Below are 25,604 nucleotides of genomic sequence, written 5' to 3'. Positions count from 1 at the left end.
AGTTTTCTCTCATTGCGGCGAGGGGTTATTCCTGCTCACCAAATTTAAATTTAATCAGGTCGCGCCGCTCTTTCTTGTCCGGACGGCGGTCCGGATGCGGCATGGTCAGCGCATTCATCTTGCGTGCGAGCGCCACTTTCTCTCGATTGGCGATGCTGGCTTCGGTTTCCTGATACATTTGCTGCGCCTCGTCGGCGCCGCGCCGTTGGCTGGCCAGAGCCAGAACGATCACCGTGCGTTCATCGTTACCCTGACGCAGCTTGATCTCGGCATTGAGCTCGACATTCTTGCTCGGCTTACCGCGCTGTCCGTTATAGTGCACCTTGCCGCCGTCGATCATGTCCCGCGCCAACGCGCGGGTTTTGTAGAAACGAGCCGCCCAAAGCCACTTATCCAGCCGGACCGCGTCGTCCCGTGTTTCCTTATCTTTCATTGCTCCCCCTTGGCTAACGCCGGTATCAACAGGCGGTAGTCGCGCATTGCCGGGTAGTGTCGAAAGGTTTTCTCCGCCATGCTGGAGTCCGGATTCTGCACGCCCAGGCAATAGCGAATACCGAAGGTGCGGGCAGCATCCAGAATAGGTTCACCGTCGTCGACGAACAGGGTGCGTTGCGGATCAAATCCGGTGTGTTGCTGCACGGCCTGCCACAAACGCTGATCTTCTTTCGGATAACCAAATGTGTGGGTAGAAAGTAATAAATCAAGGTGGCGATCCAAACCGGTATGCTCAATTTTTACCGCCAGGCTGTGCGGATGGGCGTTGGTCAACAGGATAGTCCGGTGACCTGCGGCTCGCAATGCCTGCAAAAAGGGCTCGGTATCCTCACGCAGGCGGGCTCGGCTGCCAACCTCAGTGGTCATGCGGTAAATATCAAGATCCAGCCGTTCGCTCCAGTAGTCGAAGCAGTACCAGTTCATGGTGTGCTGCACCGCCAAATATTCCTGGTGAATGATTTTACGCGCTTCGTCGAAGGGAATAGCACGCTGCTCGCTCAGGGCTTGTGGCACCAGGCTGAGCCAAAAGTGGCTGTCGAACTCCAGATCGAGCAGGGTGCCGTCCATATCCAGCAGCACGGTATCAATTTCACGCCAGTCAAACTCGGGAACCATGAAAACTCCATAGGCGAACCGTCGGGGGTCCGCAGGATAAGGGGAATAGCGTTAGCGTAGCATAAGCGGATGACAGGAAGCAGGCCTGCAGGCCTGCGAACGACTCAGGGCATTGGCCGCAATGACATCGGGGAGAGCTGCGGGTTAAAGCAGCTTTCGTAATAGCGCTGGATATCGGCGGTTCGGTGCTGGTTGATGCGGCGGCGCTGCACCAGTCGCCAGGTGTTGTAGCCCAGAACGACGGCGACCGTCAGCAGCAGCAGGCTGGTACCGAGATAGCGCCACAGGGTGATGATATCCGGCTCGCTGTGCAGCGCAATATGGCGTGTGCCGTTGGCATCGACGCTGATACTGGTGATCACGCCCTGAGCTTCAAACGGCGTATGCAACAGCATGCTGGCCAGACGTTGCAGTTCATTCCATTGATCGAGCGCGTTGTACTCGTTTAAGGGGACCGCAGGCTGTGGGTGATTGACCAGCTGTTTGCCTTCATCGCTGCTGATCAGGAACCCGCCAGGTGGAGGGCTGTTGAGCGCGGCGGCGGCCTGCCGGGTTTCGCTGTAGACAAACGACGATGCGGCAACCTTGGTCAGGCTTTCCAGCGATTCGGCACTCACCGGGCGCAGCAACACGTTGACCCCCTGCAAAGCGCCCGACTTGGCCCGTTTTACCAGGGTTGCCCAGTTTTTAACGTTACCCAGGTTCACCAGGGCGTTTTTCAGCCGAACGCAGTCGTTGTCCGCCTGGCACAGATCCTGCGTTTTCAGCACGATATCGGAAAAATCGTCCAGCAGGATCATGCCGGATTTCTCAATCGCGCTGGCCAGCTGCGGGTTGAGTTTCTGATCGGTACCGTCGGGATGCAACTGAGTATTGACCGTCGCCAGCAACGCTGAAGCTTTGTCGATGACGTCTGATTCCGGCTGCGGCAGGGGGGCTGCGTTGTTCCAGTAAATGCCTGAGCAGTCGAAAGGCATAAAGTTGGAGGTGTGCGAACCGCTGACCGGTGGCGGCACATAACACATACCGTTGCCTTGAGCTTTCAGGGTATCGCCGATGCGCAAGGTGGCGCCTTCGAGAGCCTGAACGTTGGTCACTTCGATTTTTTGCGCGCCCTGCAGCCAGGCCATGCTCAGCTTAAGCGGCAGGCTTAGCGGAATATAGGTCAGCAGCAGCACCAGCACCAAAAACGAACTGGCCATCAGCACCGCGTTTCTGCCCCACTGCTGCAACGGGAAGTTTTTCACCTCATCATGCAGAGAAAGGAAGCGTCCCTGGCGCAACACCTGGCGGTTAAGGTAGATATCCACGTCGGTGGTCTTGCCCAGATCCTGGGTGATATAAGGCTGCCAGTGCGGCGGATAAATAAGATCGATGATGCCGAGAGAGATATTGCTGATCTGCCCCTGATTAGATTCGCCAAACAGCCCCCAACGCTTGGGGGTGCCACGCAGGCAGTGCACTTCTTTCAGTTCGCGTGATGTCGGCCGACGGAACAGATTCCAGCAACCCCAGGCGATCATCAGCACGGCGACCACTATCATCCAGGGAATGACCACCACCGGGCTTATCAGGCTGAAGAACAGCAGCAGCAGGGCAGCCGAGATAACGGCGGCTTCCTTGATGCCGTTCGGGCGAGTTAGCGCATGTTCTTCCGGCGTTTCCTTGCGGATATTCACCAGCTCGACATGCTCGCTCTCTTCCTTGCGAATGGAGGCATTTTGGCTCGGGGCTGCTTTCACCACCGGCGGTTGCGGCCGATCGTGAATATGGTCTTTCAGCGAATGCCCGTTGAGGGAGATAACCAGCGGTAACGTCTGGGTTCTGATCACTTCCACATGGTTATCGGCGCTGATGTACTGTTCCCAGAACGGTGGCAGATGCACCTCTTCGGCGTCCAGATAATAGCGCCACTTGTTGGGTTCATCGCTGGCCAGCCCATAGCGGGTAATGGCGTGGGTAATGGGGTAGACGTTATCGCTTTGCGGGGTCAGCGCCAGCTTGGCGGAAGGCAATGAGCCGTTACCGGGCAACAGTTTGTTGCTCAGCTTATTTTGCTGGCCGAGATAATGCTCGACGGCGGTGCGCTCTTCGCCGGTCAGTTTACGGTGTGTGGGTTTGATAAAGGGCAACGCGCGCGTGAGCAGCGGCTGATTGCGGGCTTTAAACCAGAGATACAGGCCAGCGGCAATCAGGCAGGCAAGCACTAAGGCCAATATCAACACTATTGTGCTCATGCTATCCCCATCTTGGACCCGTGAACCTCACCAACCTGATGAATCGTGGCGCATTATACGCAGTCAAATCACCAAGAGACACCCTGAACAGTGACGGGAGGAAAGATTCTCCGCCGGGATCTCATTTATTGATAATAACTGCCCGTTTTATCGCCATGTCTTACCTGCGTGATGATAGCAATCGGGCTCTTCTATCGGTATCGGCATTATCTTATTTTAATGCACTCTTTTTTACCCGAGAAAGACAGAAAATCGGCAGGTGCTGGCTACAGTTGTTAAAAAAAAGTAAATTACTGCTTGTGCTCGTTGCGGCAAAGGTTCTCATTAACGCACAATGTGATCAAGATCGGTTTTGGTCAGCGTTTGAGCGCAAGTGAACTGCGCGTCACGCCAATCATTATTCTGGTTATCTGCGTCATCACGCCTGATGTTGTGGCCTGCCGCCGGATAACTCATTTGAGGCAATCATGGATAAACACCTGCAAAAACCTAAAATTCTGAAAGTTGAAACGGTCGCACGTTCGCGTTTATTTAACGTTGAGTCCGTCGATCTGGAGTTCAGTAACGGTGTACGGCGGGTGTATGAGCGGATGCGGCCCTCGGACCGTGAGGCCGTGATGATTGTGCCGGTGATTGGCGATGACTTGCTGCTGATCCGTGAATATGCGGTGGGTACCGAATCTTATGAGCTGGGGTTCCCCAAGGGGTTGATCGATCCCGGTGAGGGTGTGTTGGAGGCGGCCAACCGTGAACTGATGGAAGAGGTGGGGTTTGGCGCCAAACGTTTTGATTTCCTCAGCAAGCTGACGATGGCCCCTTCGTACTTTTCCAGCAAAATGAATATCGTGCTGGCGCACGATCTCTACCCGCAGAGTCTGGAAGGGGATGAGCCGGAGCCCTTGCCGCAGGTACGCTGGCCGATTGCCGATATGATGGCGTTGCTGGCCGAACCGGATTTCCGTGAGGCTCGCAATGTCAGTGCGCTGTTCCTGACCGAGGCATTTTTACGCGGTTCACGTTAATCGTTGATTGCTAGATAAAAAAAGGGCCAGATTTCTCTGGCCCTTTTTTGTTAGAACAGCTCGTGGCTCTCGCCGCCGGGATCCGTCAACGTCGTGCCGGTATCTCGCGATGGGTAGTCCGTTGGCTGAGTCCCTTCGATGAAGTACTCGGAGCGACTGCCGCCGCCGCCGCCAGAAAGCTTGCCGCTGCTCTTGTCGATGGTGACGCTGATGATGCCGGGTGGTGGAGTGACCTTCTGCTCCGGAATGCCTTCCAGCGCGGTTTTCATAAAGTCGTCCCATGCCGGCTGTGCACTCTTCGCACCGCCTTCGCCGCCGGAAACCTGATCCGGTATCGCGCCTGAAGCCGTAGCACGGCCAAGGTCACGGCGATGGTCATCAAAGCCAATCCATACCGAGGTCACGGTATCCGGGCCATAGCCGGAGAACCAGGCATCTTTCGAGCTGTTGGTGGTCCCGGTTTTGCCGCCGATATCACGACGCTTCAGGTCACGGCCAGCACGCCATGCGGTGCCCATCCAGCCCGGTTCGCCGAAAATGTTACTGTTCAGCGCGTCATGCATCAGGAACGCCAGCGGGGTGCTGATCACGTGTGGCGCATACTGCTGATCGCCATCCTGGAGCACCTGAGCCGGAGTCACCTGCTCCAGTTGCGGCATCGGCACGCTGCCATTCTTGCCTTCCTGCGACGTAGCGACATTTTCAATATTGTCTTCAGAAAGTACGGCGGAACGGTGGGTATCACCGTAGATCACCGGCAGGTTACAGCTGCTGCAGACAATCTTCGGCTTGGTTTCGAACACCGTGTTGCCGCTATCGTCTTCAATCTTGGTGATAAAGTACGGATCCACCAGGTAACCGCCGTTGGCCAGAACCGCATAGCCGCGCACCAGTTGCATAGGGGTGAACGACGCGGAGCCTAACGCCAGCGATTCGGTGTGCACGATGTTCTGTGCCGGGAAGCCGAAACGCTGCAGGTATTCTGCCGCATAGTCGACGCCCATCGCACGCATCGCACGCACCATCACTACGTTCTTCGACTGTCCCAGACCCTGACGCAGACGAATTGGCCCATCGTAGGTTGGCGGTGAGTTTTTCGGTCGCCAGTCGGTACCGGCGCCCGGATCCCAACGGGTGATCGGCAGGTCATTCAGGATGGTTGCCAGGGTCAGGCCCTTGTCCATCGCGGCGGTGTACAGGAAAGGTTTGATATTGGAACCGACCTGACGCAGCGCCTGGGTAACGCGGTTGAACTTGCTCTGGTTGAAGTCGAACCCGCCGACCAGCGCCTTCACGGCCCCGTCATTCGGATTGATCGACACCAGGGCCGAGTTGACGTCCGGCACCTGTGACAGCCACCAATTTTCGCCCACCTTACGTACCCAGACTTGCTGACCGGCCTGCACTACGTCGGTGACGCGTTTCGGCGTTGGGCCCTGCTGAGTATCTGATTTGTAAGGACGCGCCCAACGCATGGTCGCCATCGGTAGCGCAATGTGGCTGCCGTCAGCCATCATCGCCGTCGCTTCTTCGGCGTTGGCCGAGACAATCACCGCCGGAGACAGCGGGCCGTAGTTCGGCAGATTCTTCAACGAATCGACGATCTGTTTTTGATCCCACGCCGCTTCACCAACTTTCCACAGCACGTTGGACGGGCCGCGGTAACCGTGGCGCATATCGTAGGCCAGCACGTTGTTGCGTACCGACTCCTGCGCCGCCAGCTGCAGCTTTTTGGTGATGGTGGTGTAGACCTTGTAACCGTCGGTATAGGCGTTGTCGCCATAACGCTTGATCATCTCCTGGCGCACCATCTCGGAGAGATACGGGGCGGAGAAGCTGATTTCCGGTGCATGGTAGTTGGCCACCAGTTCTTCGCTACGGGCCTGATCGTACTGCGCCTGAGTGATGTAATGCTCATCCATCATGCGCGACAGCACCACGTTGCGGCGCGCGACGGCGCGATCGTGGGAGTAAAGCGGGTTGAAGGTAGACGGTGCTTTCGGCAAGCCGGCGATGGTCGCCATTTCGCTTAAGGTGAGCTGGCTAACGTCTTTACCGAAATAAACCTGAGCCGCGGCACCCACGCCATAGGCGCGATACCCCAGATAGATTTTGTTCAGGTACAGCTCGAGAATTTCGTCTTTGCTCAGCATCTGTTCGATGCGAATCGCCAGGAAAGCTTCCTTGATTTTTCGCATCAGGGTGCGTTCCGGGCTTAAGAAGAAGTTTCTCGCCAACTGCTGGGTAATGGTACTCGCCCCCTGGGACGCATGGCCGGAGACCAGCGCAATAGAGGCGGCACGGAAGATACCGACCGGGTCGACGCCATGATGCTCATAGAAGCGGCTGTCTTCGGTGGCGATAAACGCATGCACCATAACCGGTGGAATTTGGTTCAGCTTCAGCGGAATACGGCGTTTCTCACCGTATTGGGCGATCAGTTCGCCGTCGGCGCTGTAAACCTGCATCGGTATTTGCAGCCGCACATCTTTCAGCGTCGCAACGTCAGGCAACTGCGGCTCGACATATTTGTACAAGCCAAAGATCGAGGCTGCCCCCAACACGATGCAACACACTGCAAGGATTAGTAAATACTTTACGAACTTCACCTGAGATTTCCCATTTTCATGTCATTTGGGCAGTTTATAAACAACCGCGCGGTAGTATAAAGGCAAGCCTGCAACATGGATATGTTCTTTTATCATCTGACGATATGGAGGTCGGGCGAAATATGTTCACTCAAGCATGGCAGGTGGGGCTGGATATACAAAGTCACTGCATTCGCGCCCTGGCGGTACAGCGCCGCCGCAACGGTTGGCAACTGCGTCACTGGTGGCAACAAAGGCTACCGCAACCGGTGTTGCGAGAAGGCTGCCTCGAACACCCCGAGCTGCTGATTCAGGCGCTGCGACAATGGCGAATTCAGTTACCAAGACATATTTCCTTACGCATTGCTTTGCCCGCGCAGCGGGTTTTACAGCAGCAGATGCCGCTGCCGGACGCCAGGCTGAAAGAGCCGGCTCGCGGTGAATACATCACCAACCAGGGATTAAAACAGTTCCCGCTGGACAGCCAGTCGCTGGCTCTGGATTACCGTCCATCACCGGCAGACGCTGCCACTTTGCTGCTTACCGCTGCGCGACAGCAGGAGCTGGAACAGTGGCTGCATTGCTTGCACCAAGCCAATTTGCAGCCGCAGGCGGTGGATATTACCCCTTGCGCGCTTCGCACGATGGCGACAGCGGCAGGCGTGTCGCCCGAAACCGGTTTGCTGCATCGCCTCGAGCTGGAGTGGTTATGGGTTGCATCACCTTCTAGGTCCTTTGCCTATGGGGTTGTCCCAATGGTGGAGGCCACAGAGGCGGGTCAGGCGCTGGCGGCAATGCATGCCGCCTGCCCGCCACTTGCTACGCAGCAAATTTACTATAGCAGCGTGCTGGATGAGCTGCCTCCGCCAGGATGTTTGTCCTGGTCTCCGTTTAGCGCTTTTAGTCAGCTGCGTCCACCGCAGCCCCTTATACCGGCGGCATTTGTATTAGCCGGGGGGTTGGCGCTGCGCACAGAGGACAACTAGCTGATGTATCAGGTTAATCTTTTGCCCTGGCGCACTCGAGCTCAGCGTCGGCGCGCCACTTTCTGGTTGCGCCTGTTGGTGTTGCAACTGGCGCTGGCTGCGGCGGTGCTGACGGGGGTTTTGGGATTGTTAAACCGTCAGCAGGATCAAGAGTATCTGGCACTTTTGACGCTGGTCGGGCAGCAGACGGAATTGACGGAACGTTTTCAGCAACGGCAACGGGCAATGGCTCGCCTGGCACGCTTAACCGCGCAGGTGGAGCAACAGGGCAGAAATGGGGTGCACAACCGACGTTACCTTCAATTGCTGCAACAGCTGTCGCCCCTGTTGCCCGCAGCGTTGTGGCTTATCGCATTGGATACTAATGCACAAAATATCCGTCTGCGGGGCCTGAGCCGCCGTTATGAGGCGGTGACTCAGTTTGAGCAACGGCTAGTTGCGTTGCCGTTGTTGCAGCACGGCCGCCTGACTGAGGTGGTGCAGCGTCAGGATGGTTTGTTTTCATTTACCCTGACGGCACAGTGGGGGCGGGATGAATAAGCCTCTACCGCGCTGGCTAACGAGATGCTTGCACCTGCCGGGGTGGAAGCTGTTGCTGATGCAGTGGCTGGCGTTGAGCGGCCCGATCCTGCTGTTCGGCCTTCTGCTGCTACAGGACAAATGGCAGCAACTGGGGCAGACCCAGGTGGAGCGGCAACGCCTAACGCAACAAATGTCTCCGCTGTGGGCAGAATTGGCCCGGATGCCGACAATGGAGGCTCTCAATCAACAACTGCAACAGATTAAGCCCTCACCGGTGGCTAATGAAGCGTTGCTGGACGTATTGCAGCGAGTGGGGGCCGGGCTGCAACGCTGGCAGCAGCAGGAAAATGCCTCGCGGCAAGCCCTACGGCTGCATCTTGAGTACGGCAGCTTATTAAGGCTGCTGGAAAAATTGCCTACCAGGCTACGCATCGATCAGATGACTGTTGAAACGCAGACGGAGGGGGTGTCGGTGCATTTCACTTTCCAGGATGTGGCTGAGGCTGCGCGGGTTGCCCCCTATGAATAAAAACCTTGGGTTCTGGCTGTTGTTGCTACCGATGGCGCTGCTGGCGCAGCCACGGGATCCTTTTCGACCGCTGCCTTCCCCCGACTGTCCTGCTGCGGCAGAGTCGCCGGTGAATTGGCGCTTAAAAGGTACCCTCGGACACGAGAGGCTGCGTTTTGCCTGGATAGTTACGCCGGGCGGAAAGTGGTTGCGAGTCAAACCCAGCCAAACGCTACTGGCTGGGCGTTGGCAGGTTGAGCAGATACTGGAGCGGCAAGTGACGTTAAGCGCGGTTCAGAGTAATCCGGCCTGTTCGGTTGCCGAGGATAGGGTGGTGTTGGCGTTGGGAAAGCATAAGGAAGAAAAATGAAAGGATGTCGTTGGCTTGCAGCTTTGCTGTGGGGGAGTGCGTTCGCAAACATAGCACAGGAGCCTGACCCCATTTCTCTGGAGTTTCAGGATGCGCCTGTGGCTGTGGTATTGCAGGCGCTGGCGGATCATCAGCAGCTTAATGTTGTCACCGCCGCAGGCGTGGGGGGAAACCTGACGCTGCGGTTGGATAAGGTACCCTGGCGGCAGGCGCTGGCCGTGATTTTACGCGTGGGGAAACTGACTATGACGCTGGAGGGCAACGTGATGATGGTGTTTCCCGAACCAAGCGAACAGGAAAAGCAACGACAACAGCTGGCTTTAGCGCAAAAACAGCCATTACACAGCGTGACCCTGCCGCTGAATCATGCCGATGCGACGGAGATTGCTGAAAATCTGAATGCTCAGGACGGTACCTTGTTGAGTGAGCGGGGCAGCCTGGTGGCGGACAAACGCACCAATGCCGTGCTGCTCCGCGATACCGCACCGATAGTGGCGTTATTGACGCAGCGGATCGCGGAGATGGATGTGCCATTGGCGCAGGTGCAGTTAGCGGCGCATATCGTCACTATTAACAGCGAAAGCTTGCGGGAGCTTGGTGTGCGTTGGGGGCTGGCGCCGGACGAGCGGCCAGCAAAGTCATGGCAATTGGATGGCTTCAACGTGGCGTTGCCGTTGGAGCGTAGCGCCGTCAGCGCCGGTTTTCATCTGGCACGAATCGGTGGCCGTTTGCTCGATCTGGAACTGATGGCGCTGGAACAGGAGAACCGGGTGGAAATTATCGCCAGCCCACGCCTGCTGACCGCCAATCTGCAGACCGCCAGTATCAAGCAAGGGACGGAAATTCCCTATGAGGTGAACAGCGGTGCCAGCGGGGCGACATCGATAGAATTTAAAGAGGCGGTGCTGGGCATGGAGGTGACGCCAAAAATTTTGCCGAATGGCCGTATTACCCTGACGTTGCAAATCAGTCAGAACATGCCGGGGCGCTCCATCAGCCGCGCGACAGGCGAGACGCTGGCGATAGATAAGCAGGAGATCAAAACCCAGGTGACGGTGAAAGATGGCGAAACCATTGTTTTGGGCGGCGTATTTCAGCGCCATAGCGCCCAGGGGGCAGATAAGGTGCCCGGTATTGGCGATGTGCCACTGCTGGGATCTTTGTTCAAACAGAGCAGCAAGCAGCATAAACGGCGTGAGCTGGTGATATTCATTACTCCGACATTGATTAAGGCCTGAGCGGCAATGTGTCAGGTTCGTGGGAAATCACCTAAAGTTGATGAGCAGATGCACTTTTTTATCGCCTTGGGGGCATCTGCGTTTGACGCTGCGACCGATTTAGCTTACAAGGGTTACCGAATTGAGCACCGAGGTTTTTTTGTTAGCGCCAAGACGCCGTTAAAAACGTATGGTTTCCCTCCTGCGGCGTGGATTGCGATTTATTCGGTTGCCAAACTACCAAGAGTGTTGAGATAATTTTCCGTCTGATCTCGCACTATCGTTCATGAGGTTTCAGTTTAGGTCCCGCCGCTGATTTGATTGGCGGGGCGGGTTAACATTAACGAATTGTCTTAGTAATACCGAAAAACATGGCAGAGAAACGCAATATCTTTCTGGTTGGGCCTATGGGTGCCGGCAAAAGCACTATTGGCCGTCAGTTAGCTCAGCAACTCAATATGGAGTTTTTCGACTCCGATCAAGAAATTGAGCGACGTACCGGAGCTGACGTGGGCTGGGTATTCGACGTGGAAGGTGAAGAAGGTTTCCGCGATCGTGAAGAAAAAGTCATTAATGAACTGACGGAAAAGCAAGGCATCGTGCTGGCTACCGGCGGCGGTTCGGTTAAATCGCGTGAAACGCGTAACCGTCTGTCGGCGCGTGGCGTAGTGGTGTACCTGGAAACCACTATCGAGAAGCAATTGGCCCGAACCCAGCGCGACAAAAAGCGTCCGCTGCTGCAGGTTGATTCTCCTCCGCGTGAAGTGCTTGAAGCGCTGGCGAAAGAGCGCAATCCGTTATACGAAGAAATTGCAGATGTCACCATCCGCACCGACGATCAAAGCGCCAAAGTGGTTGCCAACCAGATTATCAACATGCTGGAAAGCAACTGATTGCGGTTTCCGTGTTCGCCACGGCAAATGCGGAAAGACTGATTGTGTTCCCCGCAGTAGCGGGGATAAACCACACTGAGAACTGAGCGCGACATGGAGAGAATTACCGTAACGCTTGGGGAGCGCAGCTACCCGATTACCATAGCCGCCGGATTGTTCAACGATCCGGCTTCTTTTATGCCGCTGAAGGCGGGTGAGCAGGTTATGCTGGTCACCAACCAAACCCTGGCGCCACTCTATCTGGACCACGTCCGGAAGGTGCTGGAACAGGCTGGCGTCATGGTGGATCAGGTGATTTTACCTGATGGCGAACAGTACAAATCTCTTGCCGTGCTCGAGCAGGTGTTCTCGGCGCTGTTGGAAAAACCGCACGGTCGCGATACCACGCTGATTGCCCTTGGCGGCGGCGTGGTAGGCGATCTAACCGGTTTTGCCGCCGCGTGTTATCAGCGCGGAGTCCGCTTTATTCAGGTCCCTACCACTCTGCTGTCGCAGGTGGACTCTTCCGTTGGCGGTAAAACCGCCGTCAATCATCCGCTCGGTAAAAACATGATCGGTGCCTTCTATCAACCCGCTTCAGTGGTGGTTGATCTGGATTGCCTGAAAACCTTGCCGGCGCGTGAGCTCTCCTCTGGTTTGGCTGAAGTGATCAAGTACGGGATTATTCTCGATCGCGATTTCTTTGTCTGGCTGGAAAACAATATTGATGCTCTGGTGGCGTTGGACATGCAGGCTTTGGCCTATTGCATCCGCCGTTGCTGTGAACTTAAGGCTGAGGTCGTTGCCGCTGACGAACGCGAAAGCGGTCTGCGTGCGCTGCTGAATCTGGGCCATACTTACGGCCATGCTATCGAAGCCGAAATGGGCTATGGTGTATGGTTGCACGGTGAGGCCGTCGCTGCCGGCATGGTGATGGCGGCAGAAACCGCGCACCGTCTCGGTCAGTTCTCCGCCGAAGATATTGAACGTATCAAAGCACTGTTATTACGCGCTGGCTTGCCGGTGTGTGGTCCGCAGGAAATGGCACCGGAATCTTATTTGCCACATATGATGCGCGATAAGAAAGTACTGGCCGGTGAACTGCGTCTGGTACTGCCGACGGCCATTGGCCAGGCGGAAGTCCGCGGCGGAGTTGGGCATGAAATGGTGCTTGCTTCCATCGCAGCTTGCCTTCCTGCAGGGAATGCCTAAGTAAATCGGACGAAGTAACAGTGGCTTAGCCGCCGTTTACATCTATATTAATTATATGCAAAGCAGGCATGGCGTCGCTTTGACATCATCGGGTTAATCTGCCCGTGCCACGGTAGATCTACAGTGGTGGGCTTTTGCCTCTAGTTGGAGGGTTTCAGATGGATGAGTTTAAACCGGAAGACGATCTCAGACCTGATAGCAGCGATCGTCGTCCTGCACGTTCGCGCAAACCGGCTCCGGGACCGCGTTTTGCCGTTTCGCGTCAGCATTTAATGATTGGTATCGGTATTTTGGTGCTGTTATTGCTGATTGTCGGCATTGGCTCGGCGCTAAAAGCGCCAACCAAGCATGAAGCGGCCCAGGAAGGCGCGCAAAATGGCGCGGCCAAAGACATTAACCTGTCCGGTTCTTCGTCGCTGACGGCCGGTAATTCCGGCGTTCCGGGTGGTACTACCGACACCAATGACAATAACGGTGTGAGCAGCAGTTCGCAGCCGCAAACCGTCAGCGTTCCACCGATCGCCAGCACCCCGACGGAAGCGCAACCGCAGCAGCCGCAGGGCGGCGCGCAGCAACGGGTCGATTTGCCGGGCAATATGTCGGACGCGCTGTCGGCCCAGCAGGGGCAGATTGATACCGCGACGCAGGGCATGACGGGGCCGGCTTCGACCCTGCCGACGGCTCCTGCGACTCTGATGAATGGCGCAACGGCGAAAGAAACCGTACGCCCGGTTCAGGGAACGGCGCCACAGCAACACAAAACGCCGGCAAAAACCGTCAGCAAGCCGACGGCTACGACCTCGCAGCACAAAGCGCCAACCACGGTGTATACACCGGCGCCGACCTCTTCCGCCAAAGCGGGAGCGGCAAGTGCCAAGGCGGGAGCCGTAAGCGGCAACGCGGGTTCGCTGCAATCTGCACCGGCAGGCCATTACACTCTGCAACTGAGCAGTGCCTCGCGTTCCGATACGCTCAATGCCTACGCCAAGCAGCAGAAACTGCAGCATTATCTGGTGTACGCAACCCAGCGTGACGGTAAACCTTGGTATGTGCTGGTGAGTGGCAACTATGCCTCTTCGGCAGAAGCGAAGCGCGCAATCGCGACGCTGCCGGCGGATGTTCAGGCGAAAAAACCATGGGTTCGACCTGTACGCCAGGTACAGCAAGAACTGAAAAAGTAACCCGGTAGATTTCAAGCTGCAGTCAGACGGCAAGAGCAGGGGTTTCAGACATTAAGGGGCGCAGCATGCTGCGCCCATGTTAATCGGGGTGCGCCAGTTAACCCGCGACAGATGACTGAAGTTGCCTGGAAACAGGCACAAATAACCGTGCGTGGCCAACGATGCTGCGGCTTGAAGTATTAAGGGTATCAATCACTTAAATTTGTGCGCTGATGTGCTGTCTGAAACAGAGTACAATCCGCCGCTCTGAATTGTATAATAAGTAGCTAATTGACGGCATGAAGAAAAACCGCGCTTTTTTAAAATGGGCTGGTGGAAAATACCCGCTGGTGGACGAGATTCGTCGTCATCTGCCAGCAGGCGACTGCTTAATCGAGCCCTTCGTGGGTGCGGGTTCAGTCTTTCTGAACACGGAATACGATGCCTATATTCTCGCCGACATCAACAGCGATCTTATTAACCTGTATAACATCGTTAAGCTGCGTACGGATGACTTCGTGCGTGATGCCCGCCTTCTTTTCACCGATGAATTCAATAAGTCGGATCAGTTTTACCTGCTGCGCGAACAGTTCAATACTAGTGCCGATCCTTATCGCCGCGCGCTGCTGTTTCTTTATCTGAACCGCCACTGCTATAACGGTCTGTGCCGATATAACCTGCGTGGCGAGTTCAACGTTCCCTTTGGACGTTACAAGAAACCGTACTTCCCGGAAGAAGAGCTGTACTGGTTCGCCGAAAAATCCCGCAACGCCACTTTTGTCTGCGAGCATTACCGGGATACCATGGCAAAAGCCGAGCGTGGTACCGTGGTGTATTGCGATCCGCCGTATGCGCCATTATCGGCGACGGCGAATTTTACCGCCTACCACACCAACAGCTTCAGCATGGCCGATCAACAAAGCCTGGCGTTGATGGCACATCAGCTTTCAGTAGAAAGCCAGGTGCCGGTATTGATTTCCAACCACGATACCGAACTGACGCGTGACTGGTATCAGCACGCCTCGCTGTTTGTTGTGAAAGCGCGTCGCACCATCAGCCGCAATATTCTCGGCCGCAGCAAAGTGAATGAACTTTTGGCGCTTTATCGTTAAACCGGGGTTACGCCCCGGCGTATAACAAATTCGAACCCTACGTTTGGAGATAGCGGATGAAAAAATTTTTGATTGCCCCGTCCATTTTGTCGGCAGATTTTGCTCGCCTGGGTGAAGACACAGCCAACGTGCTGGCCGCAGGTGCCGACGTAGTGCACTTCGACGTGATGGATAACCACTACGTTCCCAATCTGACCATCGGGCCGATGGTTTGTCAGGCGCTGCGTAACTACGGCATCACCGCACCGATTGACGTGCATCTGATGGTGAAGCCGGTAGACCGCATAGTGCCGGACTTCGCCGCAGCGGGTGCCAGTTACATCTCTTTCCATCCGGAAGCCTCCGAACACGTCGATCGCACCATTCAATTGATTAAAGAGCACGGCTGTAAAGCCGGCTTGGTATTCAACCCGGCGACGCCGCTGAGCTATCTCGATTACGTGATGGACAAAATCGACGTGATCCTGCTGATGTCGGTCAACCCTGGCTTTGGCGGCCAGTCGTTTATCCACGGCACTTTGGATAAGCTGCGCCAGGTGCGCAAGCTGATCGACGAAAGCGGTCGCGATATCCGTTTGGAAGTGGATGGCGGCGTGAAAGTCGACAACATCGCCGAAATCGCCGCAGCCGGTGCAGACATGTTTGTCGCCGGTTCAGCCATCTTCGGCAAGCCGGACTATCGCCGGGTGATTGATGATATGCGTAGCGAACTGGCGAAGGTGACGCATGGCTGATTTTAGTGCCATCCGCGCTCTGGCCTTTGATCTCGATGGCACGCTGGTAGACAGCGCGCCGGGATTGGCGGCCGCTATTGATATGGCGCTGGCGGAAATGGGTCTGCCGCAGGCCGGCGAAGACCGGGTCAGCACCTGGATTGGCAATGGCGCAGACGTGCTGGTACAACGCGCGCTGCGCTGGGCTGAGGTGGAAGCCACCCCGGAACACTGCCAACAACTGCGCGAACGTTTTGATCACTTCTATGCGCAAACCGTGGACAGCGGCAGCCGTCTGTTTCCGCAGGTGAAGGAAACGCTGGCCCAATTAGCTGCGCAAGGGTATCCCATGGCGCTGGTGACCAACAAACCGACGCCGTTTGTCGCACCACTGTTGGCCGCATTGGGCATTCTCGATGACTTTTCGCTGATTATCGGCGGCGATGACGTGGTGGAAAAGAAACCGCACCCGGCACCGCTGTATCTGGTCCTCGGCAAATTGGGCCTGCGCACCAACGAGTTGCTGTTTGTGGGCGATTCCCGCAACGATATTCAGGCGGCGCAGGCGGCTGGCTGCCCTAGCGCCGCGCTGACCTATGGTTATAACTACGGCGAGGCGATTGCCCTGAGCCATCCCGACCGCGTGTTGGAGCGCTTTGCCGATTTGTTGCCCGCTCTTGGGCTGTCATCTTTAGAGAATCAGGAAATTTAAACATGAGTAAGCCCATCGTATTTAGCGGCGCACAGCCGTCCGGTGAACTGACCATTGGCAACTACATGGGTGCCCTGCGTCAGTGGGAGAAAATGCAGGACGATTATGACTGCATCTACTGCATCGTTGATTTGCATGCGATCACCGTACGTCAGGACGCAGAAAAACTGCGCAAAGCTACGCTGGACACGCTGGCGCTGTATCTGGCCTGCGGCATCGATCCGCAAAAGAGCACCATCTTCGTACAGTCTCACGTGCCGGAGCATACGCAACTGAGCTGGGTGTTGAACTGCTATACCTATTTCGGCGAACTGAGCCGCATGACCCAGTTCAAAGACAAATCCGCACGCTATGCGGAAAACATCAACGCCGGCCTGTTCAGCTACCCGGTGCTGATGGCGGCGGATATCCTGCTGTACCAGACCAACCAGGTTCCGGTCGGTGAAGACCAGAAGCAACATCTGGAACTGAGCCGTGACATTGGTCAGCGTTTCAATGCGCTGTACGGTGACGTGTTCAAAGTCCCTGAGCCGTTTATTCCTAAGTCCGGCGCTCGCGTGATGTCGCTGCAAGAGCCGACCAAGAAAATGTCCAAGTCGGACGATAACCGCAACAACGTGATTGGCCTGCTGGAAGATCCGAAAGCGGTGAGCAAGAAAATCAAACGTGCGATGACTGACTCCGAAGAGCCGCCGGTAGTGCGTTACGACGTGGCGAACAAGGCAGGGGTATCAAACCTGCTGGATATTCTCGCCGGTGTGACCGGCAAGAGCATCGCTCAGTTGGAAGCCGAGTTTGAAGGCCAGATGTACGGCCACCTGAAAGGTGCGGTAGCCGAAGCGGTATCAGGCATGCTGGGTGAGCTGCAGGAGCGTTACCACCGTTTCCGCAATGACGAGGCCTTGCTGCAGCAGGTGATGCGTGACGGTGCGGCCAAGGCTCGTGCGCGTGCACAGGAAACGTTGGCCAAGGTTTACCAGGCGGTTGGCTTCGTGTCGCCACAGTGATCCTCGCCATAAAAGAAAAGCGGCCATTGGCCGCTTTTTTTACGTCTGAATCAAGCCATTTGCGCCAGTGGCTGTGGTGATTCCTGGCTGGAGAACCAGTTCAGCTTGCTGCGCAGGCTCACCACGCTGCCGACGATGATCAAACTTGGGCTGGCAGCTCGCATGGCCAGGGTTCCCAGCTGGTTCAGTTCCCCTTCGATCACCCTTTGACGACAAGAGGTGCCGTTTTCTACCAGCGCCACCGGGGTGGAGGCCGGCATACCGTGCGCGATCAGTTGGCGTTGGATCTCTGCCGCCTGCGTCAGGCCCATGTAAAACACCAACGTTTGCTGCCCGGCGGCCAGCGTTGACCAGTTTAACCCGCCATCGCGCTTGGCGTGCCCCGTCACCAGGCGTACGCTTTGCGCATGGTCGCGATGGGTGAGGGGAATACCGCTGTAGGCTGAGCAACCGGAAGCCGCGGTAATGCCCGGCACCACCGAGAACGGAATATTGGCGTCGGCCAACGTTTCCAACTCTTCGCCGCCGCGGCCAAAGATGAATGGGTCACCGCCTTTCAGTCGTACCACGCGCTTACCTTGTTGCGCCTGCTCGAGCAGGATTTGGTTAATCTGATCTTGCGGCACGCAATGGTTGCCGGCACGTTTGCCGACGAAAATGCGCTCGGCATCGCGACGCACCAGCGTCATGACCTCATCGGAGACCAGGCGGTCATAAACCACCACGTCAGCCTGCTGGATCTGCTGCAAACCTTTCAGGGTCAACAGGCCAGCGTCACCCGGTCCGGCACCCACCAGTACCACTTCACCGCATTGTTGCTGTTGATGGCTAAACAGCTCCTCGATCTGCCGATCCGCCAGCGGTTGGTCATCATTGGCCAAAGACTGCGCCAGGCGGTCGTGGGCAAACAGTTTTTCCCAAAAACGACGGCGTGTGCCGATGTCAGAGAAGTGTTTTTTTACCCGTTGGCGCAATGAGCCGCCCAGTTGTGCCAGCTTGCCAAGGTGCTGAGGCAGCATGGCCTCCAGTTTTTCTCGTAACAGCCGCGCCAGCACCGGCGCTTTACCGCCGGAAGACACCGCGACCATAATCGGCGAGCGATCGATAATCGATGGCATGATAAAGCTGGCGCGCTTGGGATCATCCACGACGTTGCAGAACACCCGTTGCTGGTTGGCGCATTGATACACCAACGCGTTGACTTCCACGCGATCGGTGGCGGCGATCACCAGCCACTTTTCCGCCAGCAATGCCGCGCTGAACTCGCCTTCTGCCAGCGTGACCCGGCCAAGCGCGGCCCATTCGTGAAATTGCGGGCTGAAGCTGCAGGCGTTGACGGTCAACGCCGCGCCGGCATCCAGCAGCAAACGGGCTTTGCGTTCGGCAATCTCGCCGCCACCGACCAGCAGGCAGGCTTTGTGTTGCAGTTGGCAGAAAATCGGCAGGTAATCCATCGGCAATCCTCGGGGCAATCAGCAGTGGGGCGCAAAGCGCCCCGGAATATTATGCGGCTTGACGCGTTACGGCTTTTTCAGCCTGCGGCCGTTCGGCACGCGGTGTGGCGTACCAGTAGCCCAGGCCCATCAGCACCGAGCCGGACAGGATATTACCCAGCGTCACCCACAGCAGGTTATGGCCGATGCCACTCAGGGTATAGGCTTCGCTGTGATGGCCGAACCAGGAAAGGGCGAACAGCGTCATATTGGCAACCGAGTGTTCATAGCCGGAAGCGATAAAGGCCAGCAGACACCACCAGATGGCGATGAACTTGGCGGCACCTTCCACGCGGATCGCCATCCAAATCGCCAGGCAGACCAGCCAGTTACACAGCACACCCTTGAAGAACAGCACTTCCGCCGGTGCGGTGGTTTTTGCCAACGCCGCGGTGTGTACCAGACTGGTGTCCACCGGCAACAGGCTGCCGCCGCCGTAATAGTACATCAGCGCCACCAGCACCGAGCCCAACAGGTTGCCTAACCAGGTCTGCGGCAAGACCGCCCACATTTGGCCCTGCGTGATGGTGCCGGCCTTGACGCCGAGCGTCAGGAACATGGTGTGGCCGGTGAACAGTTCGGAACCGGCGATGATCACCAGCGTCAGCGCGATGCCGAAGGTGGCCCCCATCACCAGCGGACGCAGGGAGGGATCGACCAGATTGCCGAGGGTGAAGATCAAAATGATGCCGAGGCCGACGTAGGCCCCGGCCATTGCCGAGCTGATCCAAAAGCCCAGCGGGCTGTGTTTTGCCAGCCGGACGATGCGCGCCGCATTGGCGGCGCATTTGTTGATGGTATCGGTGAACATGCTGCTTCCCCTGAGGTTAAAGTAGAAATATCAGGCCGCGACCTGCACCATGCCGTCCAAAACCCGGCTGGCGAAATGCGCGACGGAGCGGCTGTCATCTTCCAGACAGTAACCGTCGTGCAGGCGGAAATGTTGTTTTTTTAACGGGCTGGCGACCCACAGCTCACCCTGATGTTCGGCGATCAGCCCGCGTGATAACACGCTGGCCTGGGCGAAGGGATCAATATTGCTGATGGCAAAGACCTGATCGTCGGCGTAGGGGCGGAAGATGGCCACCTGTTGGTCGCCAATCAGGGCACACACGCCGGTACCTGGCAGGATATCGCTGATAGGGCAAAGGGTTGTCCACTGGCTCATGCGTTGTTCTCCTCGGTTTCCAACAGGGTGACGGGAATGCGTTCATCCGGACGGGCCGGGCGGTGCTGCTCGCGTTCGGCGACCACCTGGACGTTCGGATCGCGCTGGCTACTGTTGATAAAGTGGGCGAAGCGGACCTGAGATTCGGGGTGCTCAACGGTTTCTTTCCACTCGCAGATCACCGCATCGCGCAGGCGGGCGATTTCGGCTTCCAGTTGAGCGTTGATGCCCAGTTTGTCGTCAATGATCACTTTGCGCAGGTAATCGATGCCGCCTTCCAGGCTTTCCAGCCATACCGAGGTGCGCTGCAGCTTATCGGCGGTGCGGATATAGAACATCATAAAGCGATCGAGGTAGTGCTCCAGCGTCACGCTGTCGAGGTCAGCCGCCAGCAGATCGGCGTGGCGCGGCTTCATGCCGCCGTTACCGCAGACGTACAGGTTCCAGCCGTTTTCGGTGGCGATAATGCCGACGTCCTTGCCCTGCGCCTCGGCGCATTCACGGGTGCAACCGGAAACGCCAAACTTCATTTTGTGCGGGGTGCGAATGCCTTTGTAGCGGTGTTCCAGCTTGACGCCAAACCCGACGCTGTCGCCGACGCCATAGCGGCACCAGGTGCTGCCAACGCAGGTTTTCGACATGCGCAGCGCCTTGGCGTAGGCGTGGCCGGTTTCAAAACCGGCGGCAATCAGTTTGCTCCAAATGGCCGGCAGGTCGTCTTTTTGCGCGCCGAACATGCCGATGCGCTGAGAGCCGGTCATCTTGGTGTACAGATTATATTCCTTGGCGATCTGGCCGACCGCCATCAAACCGTCCGGCGTGATTTCACCGCCGGCGGAGCGTGGGATCACCGAATAAGTGCCGTCTTTCTGGATATTGCCGAGGAAGTTGTCGTTAGTGTCCTGCAGCGGCGTATGTTGCGGTTTGAGCACGTACTCATTCCAGCAGGAGGCCAGCAGTGAGCCAACGGTAGGTTTACACACTTCGCAGCCGTAACCCTTGCCGTATTTGGCCAGCAGTTCGTCGAAGGATTTGATGCCTTCGACGCGGATCAGGTGGTAGAGCTCCTGGCGTGAATAAGCAAAGTGCTCGCACAGGTGATGGTTGACTTCGATGCCCTGTTTGGTCAGTTCGGCATTCAGCACCTGGGTGATCAGAGGAATACAGCCACCGCAGCCGGTACCGGCCTTGGTTTCAGACTTGATGGCGGCGACGGTGTGGCAGCCCATGCTGACCGCCTTGATGATATCGCCTTTGCTGACGTCGAAGCAGGAGCAGATTTGCGCGGTTTCCGGCAGTGACTCGACGCCAATCGCCGGCTTGCTGCCTGCGTGCGACGGCAGGATCAGACCGTCCGGGTTTTCCGGCAGTTCGATGGCGTTTAACGCCAGCTGCAGCAGGTTGCCGTAGTCACTGGTGTCGCCCACCAGCACTGCGCCGAGCAGGGTCTTGTTGTCTGCGCTGACGACGATACGTTTATAAATTTCTTTGCTTTCATCCAGATAAACGTAGCTGCGCGCCCCTTCGGTGCGGCCATGGGCATCACCGATGCCGCCGACGTCTACACCCAGCAATTTCAGCTTGGCGCTCATGTCTGCGCCCAGGAAGGTGTTTTCGCGCCCCAGCAGATGGTCAGCCGTTACCTGTGCCATTTTATAGCCCGGTGCAACCAGGCCGAAGGTGCGATCGCGCCATGAGGCGCATTCGCCGATGGCGTAAACGTCCGGATCTGAAGTTTGGCAACTGTCGTTAATCACGATACCGCCCCGGCGTGCGGTGGCTAGCCCACACTGATGGGCCAGTTTGTCCTGGGCACGGATACCGGTGGAGAAGACGATAAAGTCGACTTCCAGTGCGGTGCCGTCGGCGAACTGCATGGTCTTGCGCGCCTGCTCCCCGCCGTTGACGATTTCCTGGGTATTTTTGCCGGTATGGACTTTGACGCCCATGCGTTCGATTTTACGACGTAGCTGATCGCCGCCCATCGGATCCAGCTGTTCTGCCATCAGTACCGGCGCAAACTCAATGACGTGGGTTTCTACGCCCAGGCTTTTCAGCGCGCCTGCGGCCTCCAGACCGAGCAGGCCGCCACCGACTACGGCACCGCGTTTGCTGCGGCGTGCGCAGGCTTCGATGGCGTTGAGATCTTCAATGGTGCGGTAGACGAAACAGTCTTGGCTGTCTGAACCCTTGATCGGTGGGATCCACGGGTAAGAGCCGGTGGCCATGATCAGCTTGTCGTAGTACACCGTGCGGCCGGTGTTGGAGTGAATAACTTTTTCACTGCGGTTGATGGTGATGGCCCGCTCGCCGACCAGCACTTTTACGCCCTGTTTTTCGTAAAAGCCTTCGCGAACCAGCGAGAGCTCTTCGGCGGTGTGGTGGGAGAAATAAGAAGACAGGTGCACGCGGTCGTAGGCGATGCGCGGTTCTTCACAAAATACGGTGATGTCGAACTGGTCTTTGTCTGCTTTTTCCAACAGATCTTCGATAAACCGGTGGCCGACCATGCCGTTACCGATGACAGCAAGTTTGACTCTGCTCATTATTGCCTCAAAATTCTGATTTCCTAGCGTTACCTTATTCCTCCCTACGGGCAATTTATTGATGCAAATCAATCGCCCCTCCATATACCTCTTATGTGGTATATGGATGATTTTTATCGATATTTGATAAGTTGCGGTTTTTATTCACCTTTAGCTGAAACGAGCCAGTTAATGCGAATTCTACTTATTTGGGAGTAAGGGGTGGGGTAATAACCGCAAGGGCGCTTTGTCAGTCTGATCCGCTGCCAGTATGATGAATAAAACAGGCTGGAACAGCAGAGGTGAAGCGTGGCCAAGAGTCCATTGAAGTTTATCGATAACCTGCGTTTAAGCGGGCATGAAGGGCTGTGGCAACTGGCCATTGAACAGGGGCGCATCGCTCATATCGTGCCGCAGCCGGAAGGGCAGGAGTGGCGCAACGACGTGCTGGATGCGCAGGGCGGGCTGGCGCAGCCGGCATTTGTCGAGCCGCATATCCATCTGGATACCACCCAAACCGCCGGGCAACCGGCCTGGAACCAGTCAGGTACCCTGTTTGAAGGCATTGAACGCTGGGCGGAACGCAAGGCACTGCTGACCCATGAGGACGTCAAGCAACGCGCCTGGCAGACGCTGAAATGGCAGATCGCCAACGGCGTGCAGTACGTGCGTACCCATGTTGACGTCTCGGACCCGACCCTGACGGCGCTACGTGCGATGCTGGAAGTGAAGCAGGAAGTGGCCCCCTGGGTTACGCTGCAAATCGTCGCCTTCCCGCAGGAGGGCATCATGTCTTATCCCAACGGCGAAGCCCTGTTGGAAGAGGCGCTGCGGTTGGGTGCCGATGTGGTAGGGGCCATTCCGCACTTTGAATTCACCCGGGAATACGGCGTGGAGTCGCTGCACAAGGCGTTTGCTCTGGCGCAGAAATACGATCGGCTGGTGGATGTTCACTGCGATGAGATTGACGACGAACAGTCGCGATTTGTCGAGACCGTAGCGGCGCTGGCGCTGAAGCTGGACATGGGTGCCAGGGTGACCGCCAGCCATACCACGGCGATGCACTCTTACAATGGCGCTTATGCTTCACGGCTGTTCCGCCTGCTGAAAATGTCAGGCATCAACTTTGTTGCTAACCCGCTGGTGAATATCCACCTGCAGGGGCGCTTCGACAGCTACCCGAAGCGGCGCGGCATCACCCGGGTGAAAGAGATGCTGGAGGCGAATATCAACGTCTGCTTTGGTCATGACGATGTGTTCGACCCCTGGTACCCGCTGGGGACCGCCAACATGCTGCAGGTGCTGCATATGGGGCTGCATGTGTGCCAACTGATGGGATACGGCCAGATCGACGACGGGCTGAAACTGATCACCAGCCACAGTGCCCGGACGTTGAACCTGACCGATTACGGCCTGGCGGCAGGGAACAGTGCCAACCTGGTGATTCTGCCGGCGGAAAGCGGTTTTGACGCGGTGCGTCGACAGACGCCGGTGCGCTATTCGATACGGCAGGGGGCGGTGATTGCCGAGACTCAGCCAGCCGAAACCACGCTGTATCTGGCACAGGATGAGAAGGTGGATTTCCGGCGTTAAGGCACCGGTTGCAGCATAAAAAAAGGGCGCCAAGGCGCCCTTTTTACATCACGTCGGCAGGTTAGTGCGTCACGTGACCGTGGCTGCGGTGCTTGGTCACGAAACCGAGCAGCAGACACATGACGAATACCGCCAGGTACAGGCCGTTAGCGGTAGTCAGCGCTGCATGCGCGCCGCCTTTCGCTACGATCGGGCCGGTGACCACGAAGGTCAGCATGGTGCCGATGGTGCCGCAGGTCAGGATGAAGTTAACCAGTTTCGGTGAAGAAACCTTGGTCTGCAGCGAGCCCAGAGTGATCAACGTGGTGTAGATCGCGCTGGAGACGAAGCCCAGAGCCATAATGTAGTAGCCCAGGTGTTCCGGATTGTCGGTGCTGACGAACATGTACATCGCACCGGTCGCCAAAGCGGCCAGAATGGTGACGATGCGCTGCAAATCGAAGAAGCGCAGAATAAAGCTGAACACCCACATGCCCACCATGTATGAGGTCCAGAAATCGCTCACCAGTTTACCGGCCTGGCTGATATCCATACCGAATGACTTGGTGGCGTATTCCGGCACCCACTGGATGAAACCAAGCTGGCCGAGGATGTAGCACAGTGCGGCGATCGACAGGAACAGCACGCCGATACCCCATTTTTCTTTCGCTACCGGCTGGCCGGCGTCGGCGCCTTTGTTGCCCAGCACCGGGAACTCGGAGAACAGGGTCAGCACAAAGATACCTACATACAGCAGGCCGATGCAGGCGTACACCCAGTACCAGCCGATCTGACGAGCCAGCAGCATTGCGGCAACAATCGGGAAGATCATCCCGGCCATGCTGAAGAAGGAGTCAGTGAACAGCAGGCGCGAACCGCGTTGGCGGCCGGCGTACATATGGGTGATCAAGAAGGTGCCTATCGACATGGTGATACCGCTGACCACGCCAAGGACGAACATGCACAACGAGAACATGGTCAGGCTTTTGCCGACCATCAACCCGGCGACAGCCAGCACCATCAGCACAAAGCCGAACATCAATTGACGTTTCAGCGGGATGATTTCCATCAGCCAGGCATTGAGGAAGATCGAAATCAAAATACCGGCGTTAAGAAAGGTAAAGGTATTGCTCATGCTGGAAACCGGCAGATTAAAGTACTCTGCAATGTTCCCCATCACCATCCCTGTGACGATAACTAAAGCACCGGTCAGCGCGTAAGAAAAATAGCTGATCCAGGTAAGCCGTAGACGGTTGCTGTCATTCATTATATAGGCCTGATTATGTCTGTTAGGATTATTCCCGTCGCCTTTCAAACCGCAGCGTTGTTACCTGCACTAACTCCCCCCAGTCACTTACCTAAGTAAGCTCCAGGGGATGAGTAAGTTGGGCGTCTAGCTGCAATTTGAAATTCATAGGGTATAACGCTGGATTAAGGCCGCTGGCTTTTCCTGGCAAAAGCAGAAAAAAGTCCCGATCAGGCCACCAGGGAGCGGATC

General features: G+C 56.7%; 24 protein-coding genes. 15 read left to right on the top strand and 9 right to left on the bottom strand.

What is annotated here, in order from left to right; all coding sequences use genetic code 11:
• Nucleotides 1-25: 25 nt before the first annotated feature.
• The 3 genes from hslR to H0S68_RS23095 form a co-directional block, all read right to left on the bottom strand.
• Nucleotides 26-433 carry a ribosome-associated heat shock protein Hsp15 gene (gene hslR, locus H0S68_RS23105; protein ID WP_020837348.1) on the bottom strand — a complete coding sequence of 136 codons (408 nt, stop codon included), beginning with the start codon at nucleotides 431-433 and terminating at the stop codon, nucleotides 26-28.
• Nucleotides 430-1,110 carry a GMP/IMP nucleotidase gene (gene yrfG, locus H0S68_RS23100; protein ID WP_046372475.1) on the bottom strand — a complete coding sequence of 227 codons (681 nt, stop codon included), beginning with the start codon at nucleotides 1,108-1,110 and terminating at the stop codon, nucleotides 430-432. Before yrfG ends, hslR begins: the two co-directional genes overlap by 4 nt.
• A gap of 104 nt (nucleotides 1,111-1,214) precedes the next feature.
• A complete protein-coding gene (locus H0S68_RS23095; protein WP_198640138.1) occupies nucleotides 1,215-3,347 on the bottom strand; it encodes an intracellular growth attenuator family protein in 2,133 nt (710 codons plus the stop codon).
• Nucleotides 3,348-3,814: 467 nt separating this feature from the next.
• On the opposite strand from H0S68_RS23095, the gene nudE reads away from it, so the two are divergent.
• Nucleotides 3,815-4,369 (top strand): ADP compounds hydrolase NudE, encoded by a 555-nt coding sequence (gene nudE, locus H0S68_RS23090; RefSeq protein ID WP_006319109.1) that lies wholly within the window; start codon nucleotides 3,815-3,817, stop codon nucleotides 4,367-4,369.
• A gap of 50 nt (nucleotides 4,370-4,419) precedes the next feature.
• Here the strand turns inward: nudE and mrcA are convergent, their stop codons facing one another.
• Nucleotides 4,420-6,978 (bottom strand): peptidoglycan glycosyltransferase/peptidoglycan DD-transpeptidase MrcA, encoded by a 2,559-nt coding sequence (gene mrcA / locus H0S68_RS23085; protein WP_041415065.1) that lies wholly within the window; start codon nucleotides 6,976-6,978, stop codon nucleotides 4,420-4,422.
• A 122-nt stretch (nucleotides 6,979-7,100) separates the two neighbouring features.
• Here mrcA and pilM point away from each other — a divergent pair, with 122 nt between their 5' ends.
• The 13 genes from pilM (at nucleotide 7,101) to trpS (ending at nucleotide 17,348) form a co-directional block, all read left to right on the top strand.
• On the top strand, nucleotides 7,101-7,943 hold the full coding sequence (pilM, locus tag H0S68_RS23080) for a type IV pilus biogenesis protein PilM (RefSeq protein ID WP_201895929.1): 843 nt from the start codon (nucleotides 7,101-7,103) through the stop codon (nucleotides 7,941-7,943).
• A gap of 3 nt (nucleotides 7,944-7,946) precedes the next feature.
• On the top strand, nucleotides 7,947-8,483 hold the full coding sequence (locus H0S68_RS23075) for a PilN domain-containing protein (protein ID WP_201895930.1): 537 nt from the start codon (nucleotides 7,947-7,949) through the stop codon (nucleotides 8,481-8,483).
• A complete protein-coding gene (locus H0S68_RS23070) occupies nucleotides 8,476-8,994 on the top strand; it encodes a hypothetical protein (RefSeq protein ID WP_201895931.1) in 519 nt (172 codons plus the stop codon). Before H0S68_RS23075 ends, H0S68_RS23070 begins: the two co-directional genes overlap by 8 nt.
• Nucleotides 8,987-9,343 (top strand): HofP DNA utilization family protein, encoded by a 357-nt coding sequence (locus H0S68_RS23065; protein WP_116691646.1) that lies wholly within the window; start codon nucleotides 8,987-8,989, stop codon nucleotides 9,341-9,343. The genes H0S68_RS23070 and H0S68_RS23065 overlap by 8 nt, the downstream gene beginning before the upstream one ends.
• The gene (hofQ, locus tag H0S68_RS23060) at nucleotides 9,340-10,581 is read left to right on the top strand and encodes a DNA uptake porin HofQ (protein WP_201895932.1); all 1,242 of its coding nucleotides are present in this window, start codon (nucleotides 9,340-9,342) and stop codon (nucleotides 10,579-10,581) included. The genes H0S68_RS23065 and hofQ overlap by 4 nt, the downstream gene beginning before the upstream one ends.
• A 6-nt stretch (nucleotides 10,582-10,587) precedes the next feature.
• A complete protein-coding gene (locus H0S68_RS23055) occupies nucleotides 10,588-10,818 on the top strand; it encodes a hypothetical protein (protein ID WP_020837331.1) in 231 nt (76 codons plus the stop codon).
• Between the two features lie 113 nt (nucleotides 10,819-10,931).
• Entirely contained in the window at nucleotides 10,932-11,453 is a 522-nt protein-coding gene (gene aroK / locus H0S68_RS23050; RefSeq protein ID WP_004391482.1) for a shikimate kinase AroK, read from the top strand.
• A 93-nt stretch (nucleotides 11,454-11,546) separates the two neighbouring features.
• Nucleotides 11,547-12,644 carry a 3-dehydroquinate synthase gene (gene aroB / locus H0S68_RS23045; protein WP_020837329.1) on the top strand — a complete coding sequence of 366 codons (1,098 nt, stop codon included), beginning with the start codon at nucleotides 11,547-11,549 and terminating at the stop codon, nucleotides 12,642-12,644.
• 158 nt (nucleotides 12,645-12,802) lie between these two features.
• Complete coding sequence (locus H0S68_RS23040) at nucleotides 12,803-13,825, top strand: SPOR domain-containing protein (RefSeq protein WP_128865272.1); 1,023 nt, start codon at nucleotides 12,803-12,805, stop codon at nucleotides 13,823-13,825.
• A 278-nt stretch (nucleotides 13,826-14,103) separates the two neighbouring features.
• Nucleotides 14,104-14,916 carry an adenine-specific DNA-methyltransferase gene (gene dam / locus H0S68_RS23035; protein ID WP_128865271.1) on the top strand — a complete coding sequence of 271 codons (813 nt, stop codon included), beginning with the start codon at nucleotides 14,104-14,106 and terminating at the stop codon, nucleotides 14,914-14,916.
• A 56-nt stretch (nucleotides 14,917-14,972) separates the two neighbouring features.
• Entirely contained in the window at nucleotides 14,973-15,650 is a 678-nt protein-coding gene (rpe, locus tag H0S68_RS23030; protein ID WP_020837326.1) for a ribulose-phosphate 3-epimerase, read from the top strand.
• Nucleotides 15,643-16,341: a phosphoglycolate phosphatase gene (locus tag H0S68_RS23025; RefSeq protein ID WP_046372482.1), complete on the top strand. Its 699-nt coding sequence runs from the start codon at nucleotides 15,643-15,645 to the stop codon at nucleotides 16,339-16,341. The genes rpe and H0S68_RS23025 overlap by 8 nt, the downstream gene beginning before the upstream one ends.
• A 2-nt stretch (nucleotides 16,342-16,343) precedes the next feature.
• On the top strand, nucleotides 16,344-17,348 hold the full coding sequence (gene trpS / locus H0S68_RS23020; protein ID WP_020837324.1) for a tryptophan--tRNA ligase: 1,005 nt from the start codon (nucleotides 16,344-16,346) through the stop codon (nucleotides 17,346-17,348).
• A 50-nt stretch (nucleotides 17,349-17,398) separates the two neighbouring features.
• On the opposite strand, the gene cysG is transcribed toward trpS, so the two are convergent.
• From cysG to nirB, 4 genes are read right to left on the bottom strand one after another with little or no spacing between them, the layout of a single operon-like run.
• Entirely contained in the window at nucleotides 17,399-18,802 is a 1,404-nt protein-coding gene (gene cysG / locus H0S68_RS23015; protein ID WP_410529038.1) for a siroheme synthase CysG, read from the bottom strand.
• A 49-nt stretch (nucleotides 18,803-18,851) separates the two neighbouring features.
• Nucleotides 18,852-19,652 (bottom strand): nitrite transporter NirC, encoded by an 801-nt coding sequence (nirC, locus tag H0S68_RS23010; RefSeq protein WP_046372484.1) that lies wholly within the window; start codon nucleotides 19,650-19,652, stop codon nucleotides 18,852-18,854.
• Between the two features lie 30 nt (nucleotides 19,653-19,682).
• On the bottom strand, nucleotides 19,683-20,009 hold the full coding sequence (gene nirD, locus H0S68_RS23005; protein ID WP_020837321.1) for a nitrite reductase small subunit NirD: 327 nt from the start codon (nucleotides 20,007-20,009) through the stop codon (nucleotides 19,683-19,685).
• The gene (nirB, locus tag H0S68_RS23000; RefSeq protein ID WP_020837319.1) at nucleotides 20,006-22,555 is read right to left on the bottom strand and encodes a nitrite reductase large subunit NirB; all 2,550 of its coding nucleotides are present in this window, start codon (nucleotides 22,553-22,555) and stop codon (nucleotides 20,006-20,008) included. The genes nirD and nirB overlap by 4 nt, the downstream gene beginning before the upstream one ends.
• Nucleotides 22,556-22,858: 303 nt before the next feature.
• Between nirB and H0S68_RS22995 the strand changes: the two genes are divergently transcribed.
• A complete protein-coding gene (locus tag H0S68_RS22995) occupies nucleotides 22,859-24,127 on the top strand; it encodes a cytosine deaminase (RefSeq protein ID WP_020837317.1) in 1,269 nt (422 codons plus the stop codon).
• A gap of 61 nt (nucleotides 24,128-24,188) precedes the next feature.
• Here the strand turns inward: H0S68_RS22995 and tsgA are convergent, their stop codons facing one another.
• Nucleotides 24,189-25,373: an MFS transporter TsgA gene (gene tsgA, locus H0S68_RS22990; protein WP_020837315.1), complete on the bottom strand. Its 1,185-nt coding sequence runs from the start codon at nucleotides 25,371-25,373 to the stop codon at nucleotides 24,189-24,191.
• Between the last annotated feature and the right edge of the window lie 231 nt (nucleotides 25,374-25,604).

Origin of the sequence: Serratia sp. AXJ-M (genome assembly GCF_046531865.1) — a bacterium.
GTDB lineage: Bacteria > Pseudomonadota > Gammaproteobacteria > Enterobacterales > Enterobacteriaceae > Serratia > Serratia liquefaciens.
The sequence above is the reverse complement of the archived record's forward strand: the minus strand, read 5'-3'. Positions and strand labels throughout refer to the sequence as shown.